A 22,769-nucleotide genomic window follows, 5' to 3' on the forward strand; every position below is an offset into this window, starting at 1 on the left:
CCCTGGAGCCTCCTGTGCAGACCCTCGTCACCGATCTGCTGGTCACCCTCGCCTACGGGGTGGTCGGCGTCCTGCTCATGGGGGTCGGCTACGTCCTGGTGGACCTCGCCACCCCGGGCAAGCTCAACCAGTTGATCTGGACCGAGCGCAACCGCAACGCGGCACTGCTGCTCGCCTCCAACCTGGCCGGCGTCGGCATCATCGTGGTCGCCGCGATCGTCGCCAGCGACGACGACTTCGTGCTGGGGATCATCGGCGCGTCCGCGTACGGGATTCTCGGCCTGGTCATCATGGCGGCGGCGTTCGTGCTGCTGGACGTGGTCACGCCCGGCAAGCTGGGTGAGTTGCTCGTCGACCCGCAGCCGCACCCGGCGGTCTGGGTCTCCGCGACCGTGCACCTCGCCACCGGGGCGATAATCGCCGCCGCCATCAGCTGATGCCGACGGAGAACCGGAAGCAACTGTGGCTGGGGTTGCTTCTCAGCGCCGTGCTCCTCGGCGGCGTTATCGCGTTCGTGCTGCTCACCGCCGACGGAAGCGCCAACCGCGACTACGTGTCGTCGCTGACGAAGCAGGAACGGGCCGACACCGTGCCGATCCTTCAGCACTCCAGCGCCAGCCAGGGCATCTGCTACGGCTGGTCGCTCGATGAATACGACTTCTCCATGAGCAACACCAACGTCAGACACGGGAGCACCAGCGTCGGCTCGAACCTCGGCGACGGGGTGGGGGTCGAGGAGAACGCGGCGTGCCCGCGCTGGGTGCAGGTGGTCGCCCGGGTCATATACACCGAGGAGAGCAGCGAGTTCAACGACTACGCCACGATCCTTGTGAAGGCCTCCGAGGACATTCCCGACAGTGCCCGCGACCAGATGCTGAGCGGGCTGGACCGGTTCGGGCTGACCGAGGCCACCTTCGTGGACGAGCCGGGCTGGGCCGTCGCCCGGGCCGCCGTCTCGCTGCCGCTGCTCGCCGCCGAGGCGGGCCTGGTGGGGCCGGCCGCCACCCCGGCACCGGGGGCCGCCACCCCGGCACCGCTGCCCGAGGCCGGTAACGACCTCTGGCGCGACCGCTGGGGCTACCTGCTCGCGACCGCCGGCCTGCTGTTGTTCAGCGCGCTGATGCTCGCCATCGGCTTCCGGCAACGCAACCGGCACCGCCGCAAGGAGGCCGAGCGGCAGGCGCGGACGGAGGACTCCAGGGCCGACCGGCAGGCCGTCGCGCAGGACCCTGGGCGTACGCCGGAGGGGCGGTGACCGCCGACGCGCCGGCGCCCGCCGCCAGGACGGTGACCGCCGACGGGCCGGCGCCCGCGCGGTGGCGGTTGTCCCGGGCGGCGGTGCTCGTCGCGGTCTTCGTCTGCGCCGCCTGCGGCCTGGTCTACGAGCTGGCCCTGGTCGCCCTCGGCAGCTACCTGATCGGGGACACCGTCGGGCAGACGTCGATCGTGCTCGGCGTGATGGTGTTCGCGATGGGCGTCGGCGCGCTCGCCGCCAAGCCGTTGCAGCCCCGTTCCGCCGTCGCGTTCGCCGTGATCGAGCTGGCCCTGGCCCTGCTCGGCGGGCTCTCCGTGCTCGGCCTCTACGCGGCCTTCGCGTGGCTGGACCTCTACGGCCCGGCGCTCGTCGCCACCGCCTTCGTGCTGGGTCTGCTGATCGGCGCGGAGATTCCACTGCTGATGGTGCTGCTGCAACGCATCCGCGAGCAGTCCGCCGGCAGCGCGGTGGCGGACCTGTTCGCCGCCGACTACGTCGGCGCGCTGCTCGGTGGGCTGGCGTTCCCGTTCCTGCTGCTGCCGGTCTTCGGTCTGCTCAAGGGTTCGCTGGTGGTCGGGGCGGTGAACGCCGTGGCCGGGCTCGCGTTGGTGTGCACGGTCTTCCGGGGCGAGCTGGGCCGCCGGTCGCGCGTCGCGCTCGGCGCCGGCGCCGTCGTGGTCTTCCTCGGCCTCGGGTACGCGTGGGTGACCGCGCACGACTTCGAGCTGACCGCCCGCCAGCAGCTCTACCGGGACCCGGTGGTGCACGCCGAGCGCAGCCGCTACCAGGAGATCGTGCTGACCCGTTCGGTCGCCGAGACCGGCAGCGCCGGCACCGACCTGCGGCTCTTCCTCAACGGCGACCTCCAGTTCAGTTCGGTCGACGAGTACCGCTACCACGAGGCGCTGGTGCATCCGGTGCTGAACGGCGCGCGCGGCGAGGTGCTGGTGCTGGGCGCCGGGGACGGCCTCGCCGTACGCGAGCTGCTGCGCTACCCCGACGTCCGGCGGATCACGGTGGTGGACCTGGACCCGGCGGTGGTGGAGCTGGCCCGCAGCGAACCGCAGCTACGCCGGCTCAACGGCGGGGCACTCGACGACCCCCGGGTGCGGGTGGTGCACGCCGACGCGTTCGCCTGGCTGCGTACCGCCGCCGACCGGTTCGACGCGGTGGTGGCGGACCTGCCCGACCCGGACGAGACGGCCACCGCCAAGCTCTACACCGTCGAGTTCTACGCGCTGGTACGGGCGGTGCTCGCCGGGGGCGGCCGGCTGGTCGTGCAGTCCGGTTCGCCATACTTCGCGCCCCGCTCGTACTGGTCGATCGAGGCCTCGTTGCGTGCGGCGGGCTTCGCCACCAGCCCGTACCACGTGGACGTGCCGTCCTTCGGCAACTGGGGTTTCCTGCTGGCCGCCCCGGGCCCGACCGCGCCAGCCCTGGCCCTGCCGCCGGACGCGCCCGCGCTGCGCTTCCTCGACGCGGCGACGCTCGCGGCGGCGGGGTCCTTCCCCGCCGACCGCCGCCGGTTGGCCGTGCCGGCCTCCACCCTGCTGCACCCCCGGGTGCTGGAGTACGCCCGCGCGGAGTGGCGGGGCTACTAGCCAGGGGGTGGGTGTGGCAGGCCGTCCCTAGACTGCCGGTGTCGCCCGATCATGGAGATCGGGCTGCTAGGTAGGGAGAACCATGGCGAACATCCTGCGTCACCCCCGCGTCCGCGGCCTGCTGACCGTCGGCGCGGTGGCCGGCGGTCTCGTGCTGACGATGGCCGCGCCCGCGCAGGCGGACTACAACAGCCCGCTCTACTCGACGTTGAAGGCGTGCAACGCGGCCCGCCCCTCGTACGTCTCGTCGTGGACGTCGCCGCAGGCGTGCTACCCCATGTACAACTGGGACGGTTCGAAGCGGATCGGGTACTCGTTCCTGGTGAAGACCCGGAATTCCTGAGGTCCGCCGGCCCGGCCGTGATCGGCGGCGGCCCTGCCGGCTGCTGCCGGCTCGCGTCCGTCGGCGTCCCGGCCGGGCCGACGCCCTCCCGGCGGGTCGGTGTCCTTCCGACGTGCCCGACTGGCCCGACCTGGATACGGTGTGACCGCGATCCAGGAAAGGAGAATCATGGTCGAATCCCACGACACACCGGCCCGCACCCGACCGGGTGTGGTCACGATTTCCACGTACCTGCTGTGGCTGTTCGCGCTCACCCAGGTGATCGGGCTCATCGTCACGCTCGCCACCGTCGGCACCATCTCGGAGGTGCTCGACGACGCCTACCGGGGCACCGACGCCAACGGCGTGCAGAACCTCGCCGACATCACCATGGCGATCACCATCGGTAGCGCCGCGTTCCTGCTCCTCCTCGCGGTCGTGCTGGCCGTGCTCGGGGTGTTCAACAACCGGGGCAGCAACGGCTCGCGGATCACCACCTGGGTGCTCGGCGGCATCATGGTCTGCTGCACGGGCGGCGGGCTGGCCAGCGGCGTGGGTGGCGGCATGGGCACCGGTCAGACGACCGGTAACGCGCCGAGCCCGGAGGAGGTCCAGCGCCGCCTGGACGACGCGCTGCCGTGGCTCACCCCGGTCAGCACGGTGCTCGCCGTGATCGGGGTGCTGGCGCTGCTCGCCGCGCTGATCCTGCTGGCGCTGCCGAAGGCCAACGAGTTCTTCCGCAAGCCGAAGCAGGCGTGGGAGCCGCCGGTCCCGGGCGCGTCATACCCCGGCTACCCCCAGGGGGCCAACCAGCCCGGCTACCCGCAGGCGCCCGGCTACCCGCAGTCCCAGGGCTACCCGCAGGCGCCCGGCCATCCGCAGGCACCGGGTCACCCGCATGGCCCGGAGCAGCAGCAGGCACCGGGTCACCCGGCCCCGGGCCAGCCCGACCAGCCGGCCCCGGGTGGTCAGTCGCCGTACGGCGGGGACCAGGGCCAGCCCGGATCGACCCCCGGTGGCGAGCAGCCCGGATCGGACCGTCCCGGCCCGACCCCGCCGCCGGTGAGTTGACGGCCGACAACAGCGACGCCCGACGGTCCCTCCGAGTAGGTTGCAAGCCGACGCCTACCGGAGGGACCCGTCGTGTCGTACCCCCAGTGGACACCGGCCCGCCGCCCGGCCGTGGTCACGGCGGCCGTGGCGGTGCTGGCGCTGATGGCCCTCGCCGCCCTCGCGTACGCCGCCGCCGGGTTGGTGACGCGCGGCGGCACGGTTGACCGGTTCCGCACGGCCGCGGCCGGGATCTCGGCACGCCAGGACCACACCGACCGCGTGGTCACCCTGCTGGGAGCCGCCACCGTGCTGACCGCGGTGGTGAGCCTGCTCGCGGGGCTGCTCCTCGTCGCCCTGGCCCTCGGCCTGCGGGCCGGCCGGGACGGCGCCCGCACCGCGACCTGGGTGGTCTCCGGGCTGGGGCTGATCGCCGGCTGCTGCGCTCTGACGCTGGTGGTCGGCCAGCGCGCCCTCCCGCTGAGGCCGGACGAGAACGACCGGGCGACGGCGGAACTGGTCGACCTGCTCGCCGGCTCCTACCCCTCCTGGTGGATCCCGCTGGGCACGGGACTTTCCGTCGGCCAGGTGCTCGGTTACCTTGTGGTAGCCGTATTGCTGGCCCTGCCCGCAGCGCGGGGCTGGTTCCGTCGGCGGCCTGAGCCGCCCCTCCCGCAGCGGCCCCCGGCGTCGCCACTCCACCCGCACCAGCCGCCCGCGCCCCCGTACCCGCCGAGGTGAGGAAAGCCCGTGACGATCGAGGAGCCGACCAGCGAGCGGCGGGCCCTGATCACCGGGGCGACCGCCGGCATCGGCGCCGCCTTCGCCCGGCGGCTGGCCGCCGACGGCTGGCACCTGGTGCTGGTGGCCCGGGACGCGGCCCGGCTGACGGTGACGGCCGCTGAACTGACCGCGCGGCACGGCGGCGAGGTCGAGACTATCCCGGCCGATCTGTCCACCGACGACGGCTGCGCGAGTGTCGAGCGGCGACTGGCCGAGGGGCCGCCGGTCGAGCTGCTCGTCAACAACGCGGGCATCAGCCTGAACACCCCGTTCCTGCGCTCGACCGCCGAGGACGAGGCGCGGCTGCTGCGGCTCAACGTGCACGCCGTGCTCCGGCTGACCCTCGCGGCCCTGCGGACGATGACCGACCGCCGGAGCGGGGCAGTGATAAATGTCTCTTCGGTCGCGGGCTTCGGCGTGGTCATGCCGGGGTCGACATACTCCGCCAGCAAGGCGTGGGTGACCAACTTCAGCGAGTCCGTCGGGCAGTCCGCCCGGCCCTTCGGCGTACGCGTGATGGCACTCTGCCCCGGCTACACCCGCACAGAATTCCACGACCGCGCCGGCATCAACATGTCGAAGACACCGGAGTGGATGTGGCTGCGGGCCGACGACGTGGTCGACGAGGCCCTGCGTGACCTGCGCAAAGGCAGGCTGGTCAGCGTTCCCACGTGGAAGTACAAGCTCGCCGTCGCCGCGCTGCGCCACGCGCCCCGGCGGCTTGTCGAGGCCGCGGTCCGCGACACGCGCGGCCGGATCGGCCGCGACGGCGGCTGAGCGCCGAACCGGGGCCGGTGCGGCCCGTCGGTTTCCCTCGACCGGGGCCCGTGCCGGGCTGTGCGGTCGCTCAGCGTAGCCGGGCATCGCCAGCCATCGGTCGTCCCCGGGGCTGTTGCGGGTGGACCCGACAGTCGGCTCACAGACTTGCGCAGTACCCTCTATCGGCATGGGGGACCACGACGACCTGCGTAAATTCATCACTGACCTGGCGGTGGTCCACGGCCGGGTGGTGCTCTCCTCGGGGCGCGAAGCCAACTGGTACGTCGATCTACGTCGCGTCACGCTCCATCACCAGGCGGCTCCGTTGGTGGGGCGCGTGATGCGTGACCTCACCGCCGACTGGCAGTACGACGCGGTGGGCGGGCTGACCCTCGGCGCCGACCCGGTGGCACTGTCGATGGTGCACGCCGCGTCGGGCACGGACCGTCCGGTGGACGCGTTCGTGGTCCGCAAGGCGGGCAAGGCGCACGGGCTTCAGCGTCGGGTCGAGGGGCCGGACGTGGCTGGCCGGAAGGTCCTGGCGGTGGAGGACACCTCCACCACCGGGGGAAGTGTGTTGACGGCGGTCGAGGCCCTTCGCGAGGTAGGGGCCGAGATCGTGGGTGTGGCGGTTATTGTTGATCGAGGCGCCGGCGACGCGGTGCGAGCCGCCGGATTGCCGTATCGGGCAGCTTATACGTTGGCTGACCTCGGCCTAGTGGCGTAAAAGTCTGCCGATTCGGATCCGCCGATATGTAGGCGGATCGATGCTGCTGGTGGAAGGATGGAATTCGTGGGAACTGCGTTGGCGGAAATGACAATGCCTCAGATCTCGCCGCTTGCCGGCGAGCCGATCGAACGTGCCGATGCCGAGCGTCTCGCGGGGGTCCTCAAGGCCCTCGCCGACCCCGCTCGACTTCGGCTGCTCAGCCTGATCCAGTCGGCTCCCGAGGGCGAGGCGTGCGTGTGCGACCTGACCGCGCCTCTCGGCCTCTCGCAGCCGACGGTCAGTCACCACCTGCGTATCCTCACCGAGGCCGGCTTGCTGGAACGGGAGAAGCGCGGTGTCTGGGCCTACTACCGGCTGGTGCCGTCGGCGATCGCCACGATCGCCGATCTGCTCACCCCGCCGCGTAAGCGCGCCACCAAGAAGGCGCGCTGACCTTCACCGATCGTCCGGTGCCATCCCCGCCCAGGGACGGCGCCGGACGACCGGGCGGTCAGTGTTTGCCGTAGTGCTCCCGGGTCTCCCGGATCGCCTCCTCGGCGGCGGCCCGCTCCTGCGCGGTGGTGCCACGCCGGGCCGCGAGCCACGCCCGTAGCAACTCGACGGCGATCGGGATCACCGAGATCCCCACGATGCCGATCAGAATCAGCTCGATGTTCGCCTTGACGAACGGGATCTGGCCGAGGAAATAGCCGAGCACGGTCACGCCCGTGCCCCAGAGGACACCGCCGATCACGTTGTAGATCACGAACGTGCGGTAGTTCATCCGGCTGACCCCCGCCACGATCGGCGTGAACGTCCGCACGATCGGCACGAAGCGCGCCAGCACGATCGAACGCGGGCCGTACTTCTCGAAGAAGTCGTGCGCCTTGAGCACGTTCTCCTGCTTGAAGAGCTTCGAGTTCGGCCGCCGGAACAGCGCCGGGCCGACCTTGCGGCCGAACGCGTACCCGACCTGGTCGCCGGCGATCGCCGCGATGGTGATGAGCAGGCAGACCAGCCACAGCGGGAGGGTGATGTATTTCCCGTCGGCCGTGAGCAGCCCCGCCGTGAACAGCAGCGAGTCGCCCGGCAGGAAGAACCCGATCAGCAGCCCGGACTCGGCGAAGACGATGACCAGGATACCGATCAGCCCGAATGTGGAAATCAACACCTCTGGATCGAGCCAACTCGGCCCCAGGGCCAGGGTGGTGGTGGGCGTCGGCACGAGGCGACCTCCGATGTATGCCGGTCGGTGACGGAACGTCCGTAGTCTAGGTGGGACCCGCCCGCGCCGGTGCTCGACGTCACAGCCCGCCCCTACAGCCGGGGGTCGACCGGCTCCGACTCGCAGGCCAGGATCGCGAACACCAGGGCGTGCCGGCGCCACAGCGGGGCACCGGCGACCAGCGCGTCCAGCGCCGCCAGCCCCAACCCGTGCTCGCGCAGCGCCAGCCCCCGCTTGCGCCCCAGCGACCGGCGGCGCAGCGCGGCGAGCTGCTCCGGCTCGTCGTAACCCGGGCCGTAGATGATCCGCAGGTATTCCCTGCCCCGGCACTTGACGCCCGGCTGGAGCAGCGAACCCCGCTCCGTACGGGCGGCCGGGCCGGCGTACGGCTTCACCACCATGCCCTCGCCCCCGGCGGCCGTCAGCGCCAGCCACCACTCGGTGGCCGCCGCCTCGGCGGCCGGGTCGGCCAGGTCCACCACCTGGCGCCGCGTCGGCGTGAAGAACCCCGGGTCGGCGGCGCAGAGCCGGTCGGCCAGGCCGAGATGCCAGCCGTGGTCCCGGTCGGCGTAGCTGGCCTTCGCGCCGGCCAGCACCGCGAACGGGGCCAGGGTCACCCCGCGCAGCCCGTCCGTCGGCCCCACGTACGCCCGGTAGGCGTCCGAGTAGGCCACGATCTCGTCGCGGCGGCGGGCCATCCGGTCGCGCAGCCCGGCCACGGGCAGGCCCCGACCGGCCGCCGCCTCCAACGCGGCGAGCGCCGCCGGCAGGGCGGCCCGGCCGGCGGCGCCGACCCCGGCGTACTGCTCCCGGATCAGGCCACCCGCCTTCGCCGACCAGGGCAGCAGCTCGCAGTCGAGCAGCAGCCAGTCCGTCTCCAGCTCGGCCCAGAGGCCCGCCCCGCCGACCGCCGCGCGCACCCGGTCCAGTAGCTCCGTGTCGAGCGGCTCGCCGAAGAACGGCCGGCCGGTGCGGGTGTGCACCACGCCGCCGCCCGGCCCGAAGGGCCCGCCGTCCGGGTCGCGGCAGATGAGCACCACCGCCCGCGAACCCATGTGCTTCTCCTCGCAGAGCACCCGGTCCACGCCCGCCGCGCGATAGTCGGCGAACGCCTGCGCCGGGTGCTCCAGGAAACCGCCCTCCGTCGACGTCGAGCAGGGGGCCATCGTCGGCGGCAACCAGGCCAGCCGGCGCGGGTCGACCGCGAAACGGCTCATCACCTCCAGCGCGGCGGCGGCGTTCTCCGCCGGCACCGTCAACGACCCGTACGTGTGCTCGATGTGCCGCCGGCCGGCCACGTCGGTCAGTTCCAGCACCTCGTCCGGCCGGGCTGAAGAAGCGGTCAGCGGGCGGACCGGGGCGTACCACTCGCGCTCCGCCGGCACCGAGACCAGTTCCTTCTCCGGATAGCGCAGCGCGGTGAGCCGGCCGCCGAAGACGCAGCCGGTGTCGACGCAGAGGGTGTTGTTCACCCACTCCGGCACGGGGGTGGGGGTGTGGCCGTAGACCACCATCGCCGCGCCACGGTATTCGCGCGCCCACGGGTAACGCACCGGCAGCCCGTACTCGTCGGTCTCGCCGGTGGTCTCGCCGTAGAGCGCGAAGGAGCGCACCCGGCCCGACGCGCGGCCCTGGTAGGCCTCCTTCAGCCCGGCGTGCGCGACCACCAGCCGACCCTCGTCGAGCACGAAGTGGCTGACCAGACCGTCGATGAAGCCGGCCACCTCGGCCGCGAAGCCGTCCGGTTCCGTCGCCAACTGCGCCATCGTCTCGGCCAGCCCGTGGGTGAGGCGCACCTCGCGGCCCCGCAGCCGGCGCAGCAGCTTCTGCTCGTGGTTACCGGGCACGCAGATCGCGTGCCCGGCGGCGACCATGCCCATCACCAGGCGGAGCACGCCGGGGGAGTCAGGGCCGCGGTCCACCAGGTCACCGACGAAGACGGCGGTACGCCCCGACGGGTGCGTCGCGTCCACCGGCCGGCCCCGCTCGTCGCGGACCAGCGCCCAACCGAGCCGGGTGAGCAGCGCCTCCAACTCGGCGCGGCAGCCGTGCACGTCGCCGACGATGTCGAACGGCCCGGTCAGCTCGCGCCGGTCGTTGAACATCTTCTCGTAGCGGATCTCGGCGGCGTCGATCTCCTCCACGCCGCGCAGCACGTGCACCTTGCGGAAACCCTCGCGGGCCAACTGCCCGTACGAGCGGCGCAGGTCGCGCCGCATCCGGGTGAGCACCTGGCGGCCGAAGGCGCGCTCGGCGCGGCTCTCGGTGCGTTCCCAGGCCAGCGCCTCCGGCACGTCCAGCACCACGGCCACCGGCAGCACGTCGTGCTCGCGGGCCACCCGCACCAGGGCGGCGCGGGCGTGCGGCTGGAGGTTGGTCGCGTCGATCACCGTGAGCCGGCCCCGGCGCAGCCGCGTGGCGGCGACGTGGTGCAGCGCCTCGAAGGCGTCGGCGGAGGCGGACTGGTCGTTCTCGTCGTCGGCGACCATCGCCCGGAACATGTCCGAGGAGAGCACCTGGCTGGGGGCGAAGTGCCGGCGGGCGAAGGTGGACTTACCGGAGCCGGAGATGCCGACCAGGGCGACCAGGGCCAGCTCGGGGATGTCGAGGGTGGTCACGAGCTCTCCTTGCGGGTCAGCACGACGAGCTGGGTGGGGCTGCCGACCTCGGGATCGTCGTCGCCGATCCCGCCGATGGCGGCGGTGTAGCCGTACGCGGCGCACACCCGGTCGACCCAGGCGCCGAACTCGGCGCGGGTCCACTCGAAGCGGTGGTCGGCGTGCCGGAACCGCCCGGCGGCCAGCCCCTCGTAGCGCACGTTGTATTCCGAGTTCGGCGTGGTCACCACGGCGGTCGCCGGCCGGGCGTGGCCGAACACGGCGTCCTCCAGCGCCGGCAGCCGGGGCGGGTCGACGTGCTCGATCACCTCCATGAGCACCGCAGCGTCGTACCCGCGCAGCCGGTCGTCCCGGTAGGTCAGCGCGGACTGCCAGAGCCGGATCCGGTCCCGCTGCCGCTCGGGCAGCCGCTCCAGCCGCAGCCGCCGGGCGGCCAGGGTCAGCGCGTGCGCGGAGACGTCGGTGCCGACGATCTCGGTGAACCGGCGGTCACCCACCAGTGCGGCGAGCAGCGCGCCACCGCCGCAGCCGAGGTCCAGCACTCGGCCCGCACCCGCCTCGACCAGCGCGCCGAGCACCGCCTCGCGCCGCCGCGCGGCCAGCGACGCCCGGCGGACCGGGTCCGACCCGCCCGCCACCGTCGACCCGCCGCCGATCGGAGTGTCCTCCGTCGACCCGTCCTCGGTCGGCTCGTCGGCTGCCGGCTCGTCGGTCGGCTGCCGCTCGGCGAGGCGGGCCAGGGCCAGCCCGGCCAGCGCCCGCCGGTGCGCCAGGTAACGGCGGGTGATCAGATCCCGTTCCGGGTGGTCGGCCAGCCAGCCCGCGCCGGCCCGCAGCAGCTTGTCGACCTCGTCCGGAGCGACCCAGTAGTGCTTCGCGTCATCCAGCACCGGCAGCAGGACGTACAGGTGGCTGAGCGCGTCGGCGACGCACAGCGTGCCGGTCAGCGTCAGGTCGACGTACCGGCTGTCGCCCCACTCCGGGTGCCGTTCGTCGAGCGGGATCGGGGTGGCGGTCACCGCCCAGCCGAGCGGGCCGAACACCCGCACCGCCACGTCCGCGCCGCCCCGGCAGCGCAGCACCGGCACCCGCACCTGGAGCGGAATCGGCGTACGGGCCAGCTCCGGGCGGTCCCGGGACTCGCCGCGCAGGGCCGAGCGGTACACCTTGGACAGCGCGGAGGAGAGCAGGCTGGACGCCGCGTAGGGCCGGTCGTTGACGTACCGCCCGAGGGTGAAGCTGTCCGGGGCCGGGGCCTGCTGCCGGCCGCGGCCCCGCGCGCCGGCGAGCCGCAGCGGATCGACGTCCAGCAGCAGGGCGGCGGTGCAACGCTGCTCGTCCGCCTCCGGGAAGAACACGTGCGCGGTCCCGACCGGCACGTCGAAGGAGTGCGCGCGGTCCGGATGCTTGACCAGCAGGTGCCCGAGATCGGTCGCCGGCCGGTGCGTGGTGGTCAGGGTGAGCAGCACCCGCCAATGGTGTCAGGCGCATCGATCTTGCGTCGTCCCGTTTTCGGCGCTCGTCGGCTCCGGCAGGCAAACATCGACCGACGGCCGAACAGGACCACCGCAACGTTCCGACCGCCCGTATCCGTCATCAGGAGCAGGAGTCCGGGAGGTGCAGTGACATACGAGGAGTTCGCCGACTCGCGGCTGGCCACGCTGCTGCGGTACGCGGTCATGTTGACCGGCGACCCGCACCAGGCGCAGGACCTGGTGCAGGACACCATGGTGCGGGTCCAGCTCAACTGGCGTCGGGTGGCCCGTGCCGACTCACCCGAGCGTTACGTCCGCCGGATGCTGACCAACCAGTACGTCGACTGGCGACGGGGCTCCTGGATGCGTCGGGTGCTGCTGCGCGCAGATCCCGACGACGCGGTCCCCGCACCGGCCGACCACGCCCAGCACGCCGTCGACCGGGACCAGGTCTGGTCCTGGCTGTCCGGTCTGCCACGCCGGCAACGGGCGACGCTGGTGCTGCGCTACTACGAGGACCTGCCCGACGCGGAGATCGCCGACATTCTCGGCTGCGCCGTCGGGACCGTACGTTCGTCCATTTCCCGCGCCCTGGCCACGCTGCGCGCCGAATATGTGGAGGCCCGATCGTGATCGAGGATGACCTGCGTGCCGCCTTCGCCCGGCACGAAGCCCTGGCCCCGCCCGTCGGCCCGCTGCGGTCCGCCATCGACCGGCGCGCGGCGGCCCGCCGCCGTCGCCGGCTGCGGCTCCGGGCCGGCGGTGCCGCGTTGGCCCTGCTCGGTGTGCTGGGGATCGGAGTGCCGCAGCTCGCGTCCGAGCGGGCCGCCGGGGACGCCACCGTGCTCGCCGAGCCCGCCGGAACGGCACCGACGGACGCGCTGAACTTCCTGCTGCTCGGGGCGGACGGCTCGGCGAAGGACCCCGCCCGGATGGCGGACACGATCCTGCTGGTGCACATTCCGGCGGACCGCAGCCGGCCGTACCTTATCTCCCTGCCCCGCGACCTGGCCGTGCCGATTCCCGGGCACGGGACCGACAAGCTCAACGCCGCCTTTCTGCACGGCGCCGGCGAGCCCCGGCCCGACCTGAGGCGCGGCTACGAGCTGACCCGCCGGGTGGTCGCCGACCTGGCCGGCGTACGCGTGCACGCCGGAGCTGTGCTCACCTACCCGGTGCTGCGCCGGCTCACCGACGAGGTGCGCGGCGTGGAGGTCTGCCTGCCGCGCGAGGTGCGCTCCTCCCACACGAAGCGGGTCTTCCCGAGCGGCTGCCAGCGGCTCGACGGCGACGCCTCCCTCGACCTGCTGCGGCAGCGGCGGGGACTGCCTGAGGGCGGGCTCGACCGGGACCGGCACGCGCAGCTCTTCGCCGCCGGGTTGATTCGGCAGGCAGGTGAACAGGGGTTGTTGACCAACCCCGTCAGGCTCCTCACCCTGGCCGACATCGTCGACACGCACCTGATGACGGACGACGGGAGCATGACTCTCGTGGACCTGCTGAGGGTGCTTGCGGATCTGAAGTCCGTCGACCCGGTCGGGCTCAGCCTCCCGGTCGGGCCGCCGGACGACCTCGGCTGGCGGCTGTCACCGGACCCGGAGCACGCCCCGGCGTTCCTCGCGGCACTGCGGGAGGACCGGTTGGCGCAGTGGGCGGCGCGGCATCCGGACCGGGTCAACCGCATCCGCTGACGCGTGGGCCGGACACCGCCGGGGTCGTCCGGCGGCGTCCGGCCCGCGTACGACTCAGCGGTAGTCGTCCTCGTCGGCGCCGACCACCCGGGCCTGCTCCATCGCGTCCCAGTCGTCGACCTCCAGGCCGCGGCTCGGCTCGGCGTCGGCCTCGTCGGGGCCGACCACGGCGGCCTGCTCGACGGCGTCGGCCGGCTCCGCCTCCATGTCGCGCTCCTCGGGGCTGAGGTGGTCGCCGGGTGCGAAGTCCTCTTCGGGCTGGCCCATATCAGTCCCTCCCGGGATCTCGGCGGACAGTTCCCCACACACCGTACGGGCTGCGCCCGCCCGCCGCTCGGAAGCCGAGTCGACCGAATCGACCCACCGGCCGCCGCCCCCGGTGCGAGGATGGGAACGTGGGTTTCCTGCTCCGGTTGGCGATCACCGCCGTCGCACTGTGGATCACCACGCTGATCGTGCCCGGGGTGGAGGTGACCGGCCGGTCCGGCACCACCAGCGCCCTCACGCTCATCGTCGTGGCGTTGATCTTCGGTGTGGTGAACGCGGTGCTCAAGCCGCTCATCAAGGTGTTCGGCTGCGTCTTCTACCTGCTCACCCTGGGCCTGTTCGCGTTGGTCGTCAACGCCCTGCTGTTCCTGTTGACCGACCGGATCGCCCGAGCGCTGGACCTGCCGTTCCGGGTGGACGGGTTCTGGGCGGCGTTCTGGGGCGCCATCGTGGTGGCCGTGGCGGTCTGGCTGATCAGCGTCGTCGTGCCCGACCGGCGGGACGGGCGGTGAGGCGGCGACCGGTGACCGGGCGCGCACGGCCCGGTTGTGCCGGCCGCGCCCTTCTGCGGGATACTGCCGACGGTGGACAGCGCGGTCCGGCGCACCAAGGGACAACAGCGGCCGGTGACGGTCGACAGCGGTAAGTAAGGAGCGTTTGACATGCCCATCGCCTCCCCCGAGACCTACGCGGAGATGCTGGACCGCGCCAAGGCCGGCCGGTACGCGTACCCCGCGATCAACGTGACCTCCTCGCAGACCCTGAACGCGGCGCTCAAGGGCTTCGCCGACGCGGAGAGCGACGGCATCATCCAGGTCTCGACCGGTGGCGCGGAATACCTCTCCGGCCCCTCCGTGAAGGACATGGTCGCCGGCTCGGTGGCGTTCGCGGCGTACGCGCACGAGGTGGCCAAGAACTACCCGGTCAACATCGCCCTGCACACCGACCACTGCCCGCAGGAGAAGCTGGACAAGTTCGTCCGGCCGCTCATGCAGATCTCCAAGGAGCGGGTGGCCGCCGGCCAGGAGCCGCTGTTCCAGTCGCACATGTGGGACGGCTCCGCCGTGCCGGTGGCGGAGAACCTGCGGATCGCGGCCGAGCTGCTCGACCGGGCCGCCGAGGCCAAGATCGTCCTCGAGATCGAGGTCGGCGTGGTCGGCGGCGAGGAGGACGGCGTCGAGAACGCCATCAACGACAAGCTCTACACCACGGTCGAGGACGGCCTGGCCATGGTCGAGGCGCTCGGCCTGGGCGAGAAGGGCCGCTACATGGCGGCACTGACCTTCGGCAACGTGCACGGCGTCTACAAGCCGGGCAACGTCAAGCTCCGCCCGGAGATCCTCAACCAGATCCAGGAGGCGGTCGGCGCCAAGTACGGCAGGGAGAAGCCGCTCAGCCTGGTCTTCCACGGCGGCTCCGGCTCGCTGCTGTCGGAGATCCGCGAGGCGCTGGACTACGGCGTGGTGAAGATGAACATCGACACCGACACCCAGTACACCTTCACCCGGCCGGTCGCGGACCACATGCTCCGCAACTACGACGGCGTACTGAAGGTCGACGGCGAGGTCGGCAACAAGAAGCTGTACGACCCGCGGGCCTGGGGCAAGGCCGCCGAGGCCGGCATGGCCGCCCGCGTCACGGAGGCCTGCGAGCACCTGCGCTCGACCGGCACCACGCTGAACAAGTGACACGCTGACCCGTACCGCCGACGGCCGGTTCCCCACCCGGGGGCCGGCCGTCGGCGACTCCGCGGGTGCTCACGGCGTCGCGGTGAGCACCCGGACGGCCTCGTGGACGTCGTCGGTGAGGTGCACGGTGCCCGACAGGTCGCCGAACGGCGAGGCACCCAGCAGCGGGCGCAGCAGCGCCTCCACCGGCAACTCGTCGGTCCAGTAGCCGCGGTCCAGGAAGACGTACGCGCCGCTGGCCCCGTCGGTGCCGTAGTAGGTCTTGGTGGCGGCCTGGAACACCTCCTGCACCGTGCCCGCCCGACCGGGGGCGAAGACGATGCCGCCGCGCGCCAGCCGCAGGATGGTGTCCTCCCGGATGGCGTTCGAGAAGTACTTGGCGATCCGCCCGGCGAAGAGGTTCGCCGGCTCGTGGCCGTACAGCCACGTCGGGATGGCGAGCCCGCCGGCGCGGCCCCAGTCCACGTCGCCCCCGGCCGGTGCCGCCGCGTCGACGCTGAACACGCTGCCCGGGTCGGCGGCCCGGGGGCGGGGCACCGCCACCGGCCGGCCGTAGCGCTCCCGGACCCGCAGCGCCGCCGCCGTGTAGCGGTCGTGGTCGGTGAAGTCCGGTGCCCCGGCGAGCAGGTCGATCGCGGCCTCCAGGTCCTCGACCGGCCGCAGCGCGAGATAGGCGCCCAGGTTGGCGGCCTCCATCACCCCGGGACCACCGCCGGTCACGATCAACCGGTCGGCCCGGGCCAGCTCCCAACCCAGCACCGCCGCCATCCGGTACGACACGCTGCCGCGCCGCACCGCGTGCCCGCCCATGATGCCGACCACGGACTGCGGCCCGTGGGTGGACAGCCAGGCGCGGGTGGCGTCGGCCAGCGCGTTGTCCACGCCGTGGTCGTGCAGCCGCTGGCCGAGCGCCTCCCGGACGTCCGGCAGAGCCCCGCCGTGCGCCCGGAAGTGCCCGTAGACCCGGGTGTCGTACATCCCGGCGAAACCGCCCTCGGCGAAGCCGGCGGCCAGCTCCTCCGGGGTGTAGAGGTGCGTCGGTTGGGTCGGGTAGGGCAGCCCGGAGAACGGCGGCACCACGTTCGCGCCGCGCCGGACCAGGTCGGCGCCGACCTCCCGGGAGGCGAAGCGGCACCCCACGAACAGGGTGCCGGTGACCTCGACGGCGGTGAAGTCGGGGACGGGTTCGAGATCTAGGCGCAGCCCCTGCACGGTCAGTCCGACCAGGCTGCCGGTGCTCAGCCGCCGGTCGAACTCGACGCGCGTCTCGATCTCGGTGCAGGGGTGCGGCTCGATGACGTCCGCGGGGGGTGGGGTCGGCACCTGGCCATCCTGCCCCGCCGGGGCAACCGCAAACCTGCGAGCCCGCCGCGCCCCGCCGCCGGGCCCCGTCGAGCCGTGACCGGGCAGGCGCCGGCCGGGGACCCGGGCCGCGGCGGTGGGCGGATTCCCGGGCGTGGCGCCGGCCGGCTCGCCGCCCCCCTCGCGCGCCCCGGTGCGAAGCGGGTTGAATGGGGCGATGCAGAACCTGTTGCCTGAACCACCGGCCACCCTCCTTCCCGCACACGACGAGGCCGACGCCGCCCTGGCCGCCGCCGAGCAGGCCGGCAGTGACGAGGCGTACGCCGAGGTGGCGGCGCGCTTCCCGACCTACAGCGCCGGCTGGAGTGCGCTGGCCGCGCGGGCCTTCGCCGCCGGCCAGGTCGTTCCGGCGTACGCGTACGCGCGCACCGGCTACCACCGTGGCCTGGACCAGCTGCGCCGCAGCGGCTGGAAGGGGTTCGGTCCGGTGCCGTGGTCGCACGAGCCGAACCGGGGCTTCCTGCGCTGCCTCTACGTGCTGACCCGGGCCGCCGACGAGATCGGCGAGGCCGACGAGGCGGCCCGCTGCGCCCAGTTCCTCCGCGACTGCGACCCGGCGGCCGCGGACGCACTGGCGAGCAACTGACGTCCGAGCCGACGACCGGCCCGGTGTCCGGTCCGGCCGTCGGCTCGTCGAGCCCCGTACCCCGTGTGGTGCCGGGCGGCGTCCCGACGCCCTACAACCCCTCCGCGACGGCGGCGGCGATCTTCAGCCACGCGTCCCGGGTGGCTGAAGAGAGCCCCCCGTACCGGATCGGCTCGCCGGTGTCGATGAGGGGCTCGTAGGGCGCGAGCAGCACCGCCCGGGTACGGGCCGCGAAGTGCTCCTGGATCGCCGGCAGGTCGATCTCCTTGCGCGACGGCGGCATGGAGACCACGGTGACCGCCTGCCGGACCAGCCGCTGCCGGCCGCTCTGCTCCAGGTGGTCCAGCATCCGGGCCGCCGTCTCCGCCGAGTCGTTCCGGGCCGACATGGTGACCAGCAACTGATCGGTGGCGTCCATCGCGGCCTGCCAGTTCTGGGCCCGGACGTTGTTGCCGGTGTCCACGAAGATCAGCTTGTAGAACCGGCTGACCACCTCGCGGATCTCGGCGAACGCCGCGGCGGTGAGCATCTCGCCGCCGGTGGCCGACTCGTCCGAGGCGAGGACGTCGAACATCCCCTCGCCCTGCGAGCGGACGTACTGCGACAGGTCACCCACCCGACCGTGTGCGCCCTGGAACTGGCCCAGGTCCCGCAGCATGTCCCGCACCGTACGGGAGTGGAAGTCCTGCTGGGCGCGCATCCCGAGGGTGCCCTGGGTCTCGTTGTTGTCCCAGGCCAGCACGTAGCCGCCGCGCTTCTGGCCGAACGTCATCGCCAGCAGCAGGATGGCCACCGTCTTGCCGGCGCCGCCCTTCGGGTTCACCACGGTGACCTGGCGCAGCCCGCCGAAGTTGCGGCGCACCGTCTCGATGTCCCGGCGCAACTCCTGCTCGTGGCGCCCCGGCGGCAGCCGCAGCCCCAACCGGTTGGCCACCGCCCGTACGCCCATCCCGGCCACGGGGTCGGCGGGCCGGACCTGCCGGCGGCGGGCGAAGTCCTCGGCCGTCGGCGGGGTCATGATCCCCGGGTGCCAGTTCGGGTCGGGCTGCGCCGGCGGCACCGCGACGACCCCCTCCGCCGGCTGGTACGCCTGCTGCGGAGCCGGGGCGGGCGCCCCCGGGACCGCCTGCTGCCAGGGCGGCGGATACCAGCCGGGCGGGTACGGCCCGGGCGGCGCCGCAGCACCCTGCTGCTGCGGGTACGGCCCGGCCTGCTGCGGTGGGTACGGCGCGTCCTGTGGTGGCGGGTACGGCCCGGCCTGCTGCGGTGGGTACGGGCTGGCCTGCTGCGGTGGGTACGGCCCGGCCTGCTGCGTCGGGTACGGGCCGGCCTGCTGTGTCGGGTAGGGGCCGGGCGGGACGGCGGATTCCTGGGCCGCCGCCGAACCTGCCTCCCGGGCCGGCTCGGAGCCGGCGGCGAGGTCAGTCGGCACCGGCTCCGAGGGTTCCTGCTGGGGTGGGCCGTGGTCGGTCGGGCCCGGCCGGGCGGGATCGTGCTGTCGGGGCGCCGGGCCGGCGGCGCCGTGCCCCGGCCCGGGCTCGGCAGCCGGCGGCGTGGGCCGCTGCGGCGGCTGCGCCCACGGCGACTCCGCCGGCATCCGCACCCCACCGTTCGCCCTGCCACCGTTCGTCGCCGCGCTGCTCGTCGGATTGCCCTGCGCCGGGTCGCTGCTCCCCGGGTTGCCGTGCGCCGGGCCGCCGTGCGCCGGGCCGCCGTGCGCCGGGCCGCCGTGCGCCGGGCCGCCGTGCGCCGGGCCGCCGTGCGCCGGGCCGCCGTGCGTCCGGCCGCCGTTCGTCGGGCCGTCGGTCTGGTCCCTGCCCGTCGGGCTCCCGCCCGTCGTCCCGTCCCCGCCCGTCGTCCCGTCGTCGGCCGACGACGATGCCCCGCCCGCCGTCGGGTTTCCGGCCGTCTGGGCAGCACCGGTCGGGTGGGGGCCGCCGTCCCCGGCGGCCACCGCGGGGCCGGGGGTGGGGTCGGGGCGCGCCGGCCGGTCACCGGACAAGGGGGCGGCGCCGGTGGCCGGTGGAGACTCGTGCTGTCCCGCAGCGGACTCCGTTCCCGGCCCCTCGCCGGTGCGGGCGATGGGCAGGGGCCGCGCCGCCGCGACCGGGACGGGCGCTGCCGGCTGGTCGAGGCTGAAGGGCAGGTTGAGGTCGACCCGGGCGGGACCGGCCTGCGGAGGCCGGGGGCCGGGTACGCCGCCTGCGGCGTCTCCCGTCGGGTTCCCGGCCGTCGTACGGTCGCCGCCGGGGCGCAGGACAGGTGCGCCCGGGTCCGCCGCCCCCGGGTCCGCCGCCCCCGGGCCTGCCGAGGCGGCCGGCCCGGGGTTCGCCGGGGCGGGCGGGGCGGCAGGTCCGGGGTTCGCCGGGGCGGGCGGGGGCGTCGGTCCCGGGCCCGTCGTGGTGTGCGGCACGGGGGTCGGCGGCTGAGCGGCGGGTGCCGGCGGCGCCCAGGCCGAGGCCGCCGGGTCCCAGCCGAGGGACGGCGGCGACCAGCCGGCGCCGTTGTTCTGCGGCGCGGGCACCCCCGGGCCGGGTGTCGGCATCGGGACGTCGTTCGGTGACGGACCGTCGACCGGCGCCCCGCCGCTGCCCGGTGCCGGGGCCGGCACCCCGCCGGTTAGGGACGGGTAGTCGGCCGGCGAGGGCGGGTGACCCGGCCGGCTCTGGGGCGGGACGGAGGACGGCGGCGTGGCGGTCGACGCCCAGGGCGGCGCGTCGTTGCCGGCGATCTGGTCCGGTGGCCAGAGTGGTTCGATGTCCCGCTCCGGAATCGGCTGCTGGCCGGGCACGTGGACCCGGTCGACGTTCTCGTCCACCACGGTTCCTCCCCATTCCTCCTGCCGAGGATAGGCCCAGTGGCCGCGCCGGGCCGGCCGTCGTGGGCCCGTCGGGTCGGTCGCGTCGAGGACGTCGAGGTCAGCCCGCCCAGACCGCCCAGGCGCCCGGTTCGGTCCACCAGGATCGTTTGCGGGTCAGCTCGCCCTCGGCGCCGTCGTCGAGGAACGGGAGCCTCCCCTCGCGGGGCAGCACGGCCACGGCCCGCCCCCGGGCACGGCGTACCTCCAGCCTGACCCGTTTCCTGCCCAACGTCGAGCGGGTCACCACGGGAACGGCGACCGCCACCTCGACCAGCCCGTCCGTCGGGTCGGGGCTGTCGAGCAGGGCGACGTCGTCGAGCCGGGCGTACCCGCCGGCGTTGCCGATCGCGCAGGCCACCAGCGGGTCGTCGCCGTTCGACAACACGGCGTCGTCCACCTCCACCCGGCCGCGCCAGTGCAGCGGTCGGCCGCTGTCGTCGGCGGCGCCGACGAGCACGCCGTCCAGGGTCACCGAGCCGCCGTCGTTGCGCAGCAGGTCGAGGCGGCGGGGCCTGCCGTCCAGCACCGCGGCGGCCACCGCCGCCGGGTCCCGGGGCAGCCCGAGCTGCGCCGCCAGGTCACGGTGCGTCGTGCTGCGCGCCGGATCGAGCGGGAGTACGCCGACCGGCGGCAGGTCCGGCACCGTCCGGTTGCCGGGCAGGTCGTCGGGGCGGCGGCTGGGCGGTGGGGCGTACCGCCGGACGAGCCGGCGCACGACTGCGCGCAACTGGGCGTCGCTGGCCGTGGCGACCACGAGCCGGGTCTTGGAGTCCGGGTCCGGCCAGGTGAGGCCGTCCGGGCGGGATGGGCCGTCGAACCGGGCCAGCACCTCGTCGATCTCGGCGTCCGAACGGGCGGTCACGATCTCGACCCGGGCGCCCCGGGCGGTGAGCGCCTCCGCGCAGGCCAGCACCGGCACCCGTGGGGTGTCGCAGCGCTCCCCGGCGCTGCCGGCGTCCCTCTCGTGCGTCGTCGCGCCGCCGCAGCAGGCGCCGCCGCTGCCGCAGGCCCCGCCGGGCGCGTCGCGCTCCGAGCCGAGGGTGAGCAGCACCACGTCGTACACGGATAGGGCCTCCTGCCTCTCGACGCGGCCCCTGCCGACCACGCCGTCAACACTTGTTAGCCTGACACCCCGGGCTCGCCGACCGGTCGCCACCTGGCACCCGAGCCTTCTGGAGGCGAGAAGATGCCAGCGATCGTGCTCCTCGGCGCTCAGTGGGGCGACGAGGGCAAGGGCAAGGTTACCGACCTGCTGGGTGAGCGGGTCGACTACGTCGTGCGCTACTCCGGCGGCAACAACGCCGGCCACACGGTGATCACGCCGGACGGGCAGAAGTACGCGCTGCACCTGATGCCGTCGGGTGCGCTCTCACCGAGCGCGATGATCGTCATCGGCAACGGCGTGGTGGTCGACCCGAAGGTGCTGCTGGCCGAGATCGACGGGCTGGCCGAGCGCGGTGTCGACGTCAGCCGGCTGCGGATCTCCGGCGACGCGCACCTGATCATGCCGCACCACCGGGCCCTGGACCTGGTCGTCGAGCGCTACCTCGGCAGCTCCCGGATCGGCACCACCGGCCGGGGCATCGGCCCGGCGTACGGCGACAAGGTCGCCCGGATGGGCATCCGGCTACAGGACCTGCTCGACCCGGGCATCCTGCGCAAGAAGCTGGAACTCGCGCTGCGCGAGAAGAACCAGCTCCTGTTCAAGATCTACAACCGCAAGGCCATCGACGTCGACGCGACGATCGAGGAATACCTCGCCTACGCGGAGCGGCTCAAGCCGTACATCGCCGAGACCCGGGTGATGCTCTGGGACGCGCTGGACCGCGGCGAGACGGTCCTGCTGGAGGGCGCCCAGGCCACCATGCTCGACATGGACCACGGCACGTACCCCTTCGTGACCTCGTCGAATCCGACGGCCGGCGGGGCCTGCGTGGGCGCCGGCATCCCGCCGACCGCGATCAGCAAGGTGATCGCGGTCAGCAAGGCGTACACGACGCGGGTCGGTTCCGGGCCGTTCCCGACGGAGCTCTTCGACGACAACGGGCAGCACCTGCGCCAGGTCGGCCACGAGTACGGCACCACCACCGGCCGGGAGCGCCGCTGCGGCTGGTTCGACGCCGTCGTGGCCCGGTACGCCTGCCGCCTCAACGGCGTCACGGACCTGGTGATCACCAAGCTGGACGTGCTCACGGGCCTGCCGAAGGTGCCGATCTGCGTCGGGTACGAGATCAATGGCGAGCGCGTCGACGACATGCCGATGACCCAGACCGACTTCCACCACGCGACTCCGATCTACGAGGAGCTGGACGGCTGGTCGGAGGACATCACCAAGGCGAGGACGGAAGCGGAACTCCCGGAGAACGCGAGGCGCTACGTAGCCCGCATCGAGGAACTCTGCGCCACCCGCGTGAGCGTCGTGGGCGTAGGCCCGGGCCGAGAAGAAAACGTCCTCCGCCACCCCCTCCTCCCCTAACCCCCTCACCCCCCGGCTGGTTGATCATGAAGTTATTGCTGC

The 22,769-nt window shown here is 73.5% G+C and carries 21 protein-coding genes and 1 pseudogene; 15 read left to right on the forward strand and 7 right to left on the reverse strand.

Annotation, left to right across the window (positions count from 1 at the left end; genetic code table 11):
- Nucleotides 1-14: 14 nt before the first annotated feature.
- From ACQ452_RS00695 to ACQ452_RS00735, 9 genes are all read left to right on the forward strand, one after another.
- Nucleotides 15-437, forward strand: coding sequence for a DUF350 domain-containing protein (locus ACQ452_RS00695; RefSeq protein WP_433389080.1), 423 nt, complete (start codon nucleotides 15-17; stop codon nucleotides 435-437).
- The gene (locus ACQ452_RS00700) at nucleotides 437-1,255 is read left to right on the forward strand and encodes a hypothetical protein (protein WP_433389081.1); all 819 of its coding nucleotides are present in this window, start codon (nucleotides 437-439) and stop codon (nucleotides 1,253-1,255) included. The genes ACQ452_RS00695 and ACQ452_RS00700 overlap by 1 nt, the downstream gene beginning before the upstream one ends.
- Before the next feature lie 32 nt (nucleotides 1,256-1,287).
- Nucleotides 1,288-2,856 (forward strand): polyamine aminopropyltransferase, encoded by a 1,569-nt coding sequence (locus tag ACQ452_RS00705; RefSeq protein WP_433393916.1) that lies wholly within the window; start codon nucleotides 1,288-1,290, stop codon nucleotides 2,854-2,856.
- Nucleotides 2,857-2,938: 82 nt separating this feature from the next.
- Nucleotides 2,939-3,199: a hypothetical protein gene (locus ACQ452_RS00710; RefSeq protein WP_433389082.1), complete on the forward strand. Its 261-nt coding sequence runs from the start codon at nucleotides 2,939-2,941 to the stop codon at nucleotides 3,197-3,199.
- A gap of 168 nt (nucleotides 3,200-3,367) precedes the next feature.
- Entirely contained in the window at nucleotides 3,368-4,249 is an 882-nt protein-coding gene (locus ACQ452_RS00715) for a hypothetical protein (RefSeq protein ID WP_433389083.1), read from the forward strand.
- Nucleotides 4,250-4,321: 72 nt separating this feature from the next.
- Complete coding sequence (locus ACQ452_RS00720; RefSeq protein ID WP_433389084.1) at nucleotides 4,322-4,969, forward strand: hypothetical protein; 648 nt, start codon at nucleotides 4,322-4,324, stop codon at nucleotides 4,967-4,969.
- 9 nt (nucleotides 4,970-4,978) lie between these two features.
- On the forward strand, nucleotides 4,979-5,788 hold the full coding sequence (locus tag ACQ452_RS00725; protein WP_433389085.1) for an SDR family NAD(P)-dependent oxidoreductase: 810 nt from the start codon (nucleotides 4,979-4,981) through the stop codon (nucleotides 5,786-5,788).
- A 169-nt stretch (nucleotides 5,789-5,957) separates the two neighbouring features.
- Nucleotides 5,958-6,497 (forward strand): orotate phosphoribosyltransferase, encoded by a 540-nt coding sequence (locus tag ACQ452_RS00730; RefSeq protein WP_433389086.1) that lies wholly within the window; start codon nucleotides 5,958-5,960, stop codon nucleotides 6,495-6,497.
- Between the two features lie 57 nt (nucleotides 6,498-6,554).
- Complete coding sequence (locus tag ACQ452_RS00735; protein WP_088969178.1) at nucleotides 6,555-6,932, forward strand: ArsR/SmtB family transcription factor; 378 nt, start codon at nucleotides 6,555-6,557, stop codon at nucleotides 6,930-6,932.
- Between the two features lie 58 nt (nucleotides 6,933-6,990).
- Here the strand turns inward: ACQ452_RS00735 and ACQ452_RS00740 are convergent, their stop codons facing one another.
- The 3 genes from ACQ452_RS00740 to ACQ452_RS00750 all read right to left on the reverse strand — a co-directional run bounded on the left by ACQ452_RS00740 (nucleotide 6,991) and on the right by ACQ452_RS00750 (nucleotide 11,791).
- The gene (locus tag ACQ452_RS00740) at nucleotides 6,991-7,704 is read right to left on the reverse strand and encodes a DedA family protein (RefSeq protein ID WP_433389087.1); all 714 of its coding nucleotides are present in this window, start codon (nucleotides 7,702-7,704) and stop codon (nucleotides 6,991-6,993) included.
- 92 nt (nucleotides 7,705-7,796) lie between these two features.
- Nucleotides 7,797-10,322 carry a polynucleotide kinase-phosphatase gene (locus ACQ452_RS00745; protein ID WP_433389088.1) on the reverse strand — a complete coding sequence of 842 codons (2,526 nt, stop codon included), beginning with the start codon at nucleotides 10,320-10,322 and terminating at the stop codon, nucleotides 7,797-7,799.
- Nucleotides 10,319-11,791 carry a 3' terminal RNA ribose 2'-O-methyltransferase Hen1 gene (locus ACQ452_RS00750; protein ID WP_433389089.1) on the reverse strand — a complete coding sequence of 491 codons (1,473 nt, stop codon included), beginning with the start codon at nucleotides 11,789-11,791 and terminating at the stop codon, nucleotides 10,319-10,321. Before ACQ452_RS00750 ends, ACQ452_RS00745 begins: the two co-directional genes overlap by 4 nt.
- A 153-nt stretch (nucleotides 11,792-11,944) precedes the next feature.
- Between ACQ452_RS00750 and ACQ452_RS00755 the strand changes: the two genes are divergently transcribed.
- The gene (locus tag ACQ452_RS00755; RefSeq protein WP_433389090.1) at nucleotides 11,945-12,430 is read left to right on the forward strand and encodes a SigE family RNA polymerase sigma factor; all 486 of its coding nucleotides are present in this window, start codon (nucleotides 11,945-11,947) and stop codon (nucleotides 12,428-12,430) included.
- On the forward strand, nucleotides 12,427-13,488 hold the full coding sequence (locus ACQ452_RS00760; protein ID WP_433389091.1) for an LCP family protein: 1,062 nt from the start codon (nucleotides 12,427-12,429) through the stop codon (nucleotides 13,486-13,488). The genes ACQ452_RS00755 and ACQ452_RS00760 overlap by 4 nt, the downstream gene beginning before the upstream one ends.
- Nucleotides 13,489-13,542: 54 nt before the next feature.
- Here ACQ452_RS00760 and ACQ452_RS00765 read toward each other — a convergent pair whose 3' ends face one another.
- Nucleotides 13,543-13,755, reverse strand: coding sequence for a hypothetical protein (locus ACQ452_RS00765; protein ID WP_433389092.1), 213 nt, complete (start codon nucleotides 13,753-13,755; stop codon nucleotides 13,543-13,545).
- 128 nt (nucleotides 13,756-13,883) lie between these two features.
- Between ACQ452_RS00765 and ACQ452_RS00770 the strand changes: the two genes are divergently transcribed.
- A complete protein-coding gene (locus ACQ452_RS00770; protein ID WP_433389093.1) occupies nucleotides 13,884-14,267 on the forward strand; it encodes a phage holin family protein in 384 nt (127 codons plus the stop codon).
- Nucleotides 14,268-14,417: 150 nt separating this feature from the next.
- On the forward strand, nucleotides 14,418-15,443 hold the full coding sequence (gene fbaA, locus ACQ452_RS00775) for a class II fructose-bisphosphate aldolase (protein ID WP_433389094.1): 1,026 nt from the start codon (nucleotides 14,418-14,420) through the stop codon (nucleotides 15,441-15,443).
- A 69-nt stretch (nucleotides 15,444-15,512) separates the two neighbouring features.
- Here the strand turns inward: fbaA and ACQ452_RS00780 are convergent, their stop codons facing one another.
- Nucleotides 15,513-16,766: a hypothetical protein gene (locus ACQ452_RS00780; RefSeq protein ID WP_433389095.1), complete on the reverse strand. Its 1,254-nt coding sequence runs from the start codon at nucleotides 16,764-16,766 to the stop codon at nucleotides 15,513-15,515.
- Between the two features lie 196 nt (nucleotides 16,767-16,962).
- Here ACQ452_RS00780 and ACQ452_RS00785 point away from each other — a divergent pair, with 196 nt between their 5' ends.
- The gene (locus tag ACQ452_RS00785; RefSeq protein WP_433389096.1) at nucleotides 16,963-17,391 is read left to right on the forward strand and encodes a DUF3151 domain-containing protein; all 429 of its coding nucleotides are present in this window, start codon (nucleotides 16,963-16,965) and stop codon (nucleotides 17,389-17,391) included.
- Nucleotides 17,392-17,482: 91 nt separating this feature from the next.
- Here the strand turns inward: ACQ452_RS00785 and ACQ452_RS00790 are convergent.
- Both ACQ452_RS00790 and ACQ452_RS00795 read right to left on the reverse strand, forming a co-directional pair.
- A pseudogene (locus ACQ452_RS00790) lies at nucleotides 17,483-19,437 on the reverse strand (chromosome partitioning protein).
- Nucleotides 19,438-20,309: 872 nt separating this feature from the next.
- The gene (locus ACQ452_RS00795; RefSeq protein WP_433389097.1) at nucleotides 20,310-21,314 is read right to left on the reverse strand and encodes a hypothetical protein; all 1,005 of its coding nucleotides are present in this window, start codon (nucleotides 21,312-21,314) and stop codon (nucleotides 20,310-20,312) included.
- Nucleotides 21,315-21,437: 123 nt separating this feature from the next.
- Between ACQ452_RS00795 and ACQ452_RS00800 the strand changes: the two genes are divergently transcribed.
- Nucleotides 21,438-22,727 (forward strand): adenylosuccinate synthase, encoded by a 1,290-nt coding sequence (locus tag ACQ452_RS00800; protein ID WP_433389098.1) that lies wholly within the window; start codon nucleotides 21,438-21,440, stop codon nucleotides 22,725-22,727.
- Nucleotides 22,728-22,769: the final 42 nt, after the last annotated feature.

It is taken from the genome of Micromonospora sp. KLBMP9576, from assembly GCF_050941805.1.
In the GTDB taxonomy this organism is placed as follows: Bacteria; Actinomycetota; Actinomycetes; order Mycobacteriales; family Micromonosporaceae; genus Micromonospora.

Coding starts and splice junctions, on each gene's coding strand:
- ACQ452_RS00700 (WP_433389081.1), top strand. CDS start 437: ATGCCGACGGAGAACCGGAAGCAACTGTGGCTGGGGTTGCTTCTCAGC.
- ACQ452_RS00710 (WP_433389082.1), top strand. CDS start 2,939: ATGGCGAACATCCTGCGTCACCCCCGCGTCCGCGGCCTGCTGACCGTC.
- ACQ452_RS00715 (WP_433389083.1), top strand. CDS start 3,368: ATGGTCGAATCCCACGACACACCGGCCCGCACCCGACCGGGTGTGGTC.
- ACQ452_RS00730 (WP_433389086.1), top strand. CDS start 5,958: ATGGGGGACCACGACGACCTGCGTAAATTCATCACTGACCTGGCGGTG.
- ACQ452_RS00735 (WP_088969178.1), top strand. CDS start 6,555: ATGGAATTCGTGGGAACTGCGTTGGCGGAAATGACAATGCCTCAGATC.
- ACQ452_RS00765 (WP_433389092.1), bottom strand. CDS start 13,755: ATGGGCCAGCCCGAAGAGGACTTCGCACCCGGCGACCACCTCAGCCCC.
- fbaA (WP_433389094.1), top strand. CDS start 14,418: ATGCCCATCGCCTCCCCCGAGACCTACGCGGAGATGCTGGACCGCGCC.
- ACQ452_RS00785 (WP_433389096.1), top strand. CDS start 16,963: ATGCAGAACCTGTTGCCTGAACCACCGGCCACCCTCCTTCCCGCACAC.
- ACQ452_RS00800 (WP_433389098.1), top strand. CDS start 21,438: ATGCCAGCGATCGTGCTCCTCGGCGCTCAGTGGGGCGACGAGGGCAAG.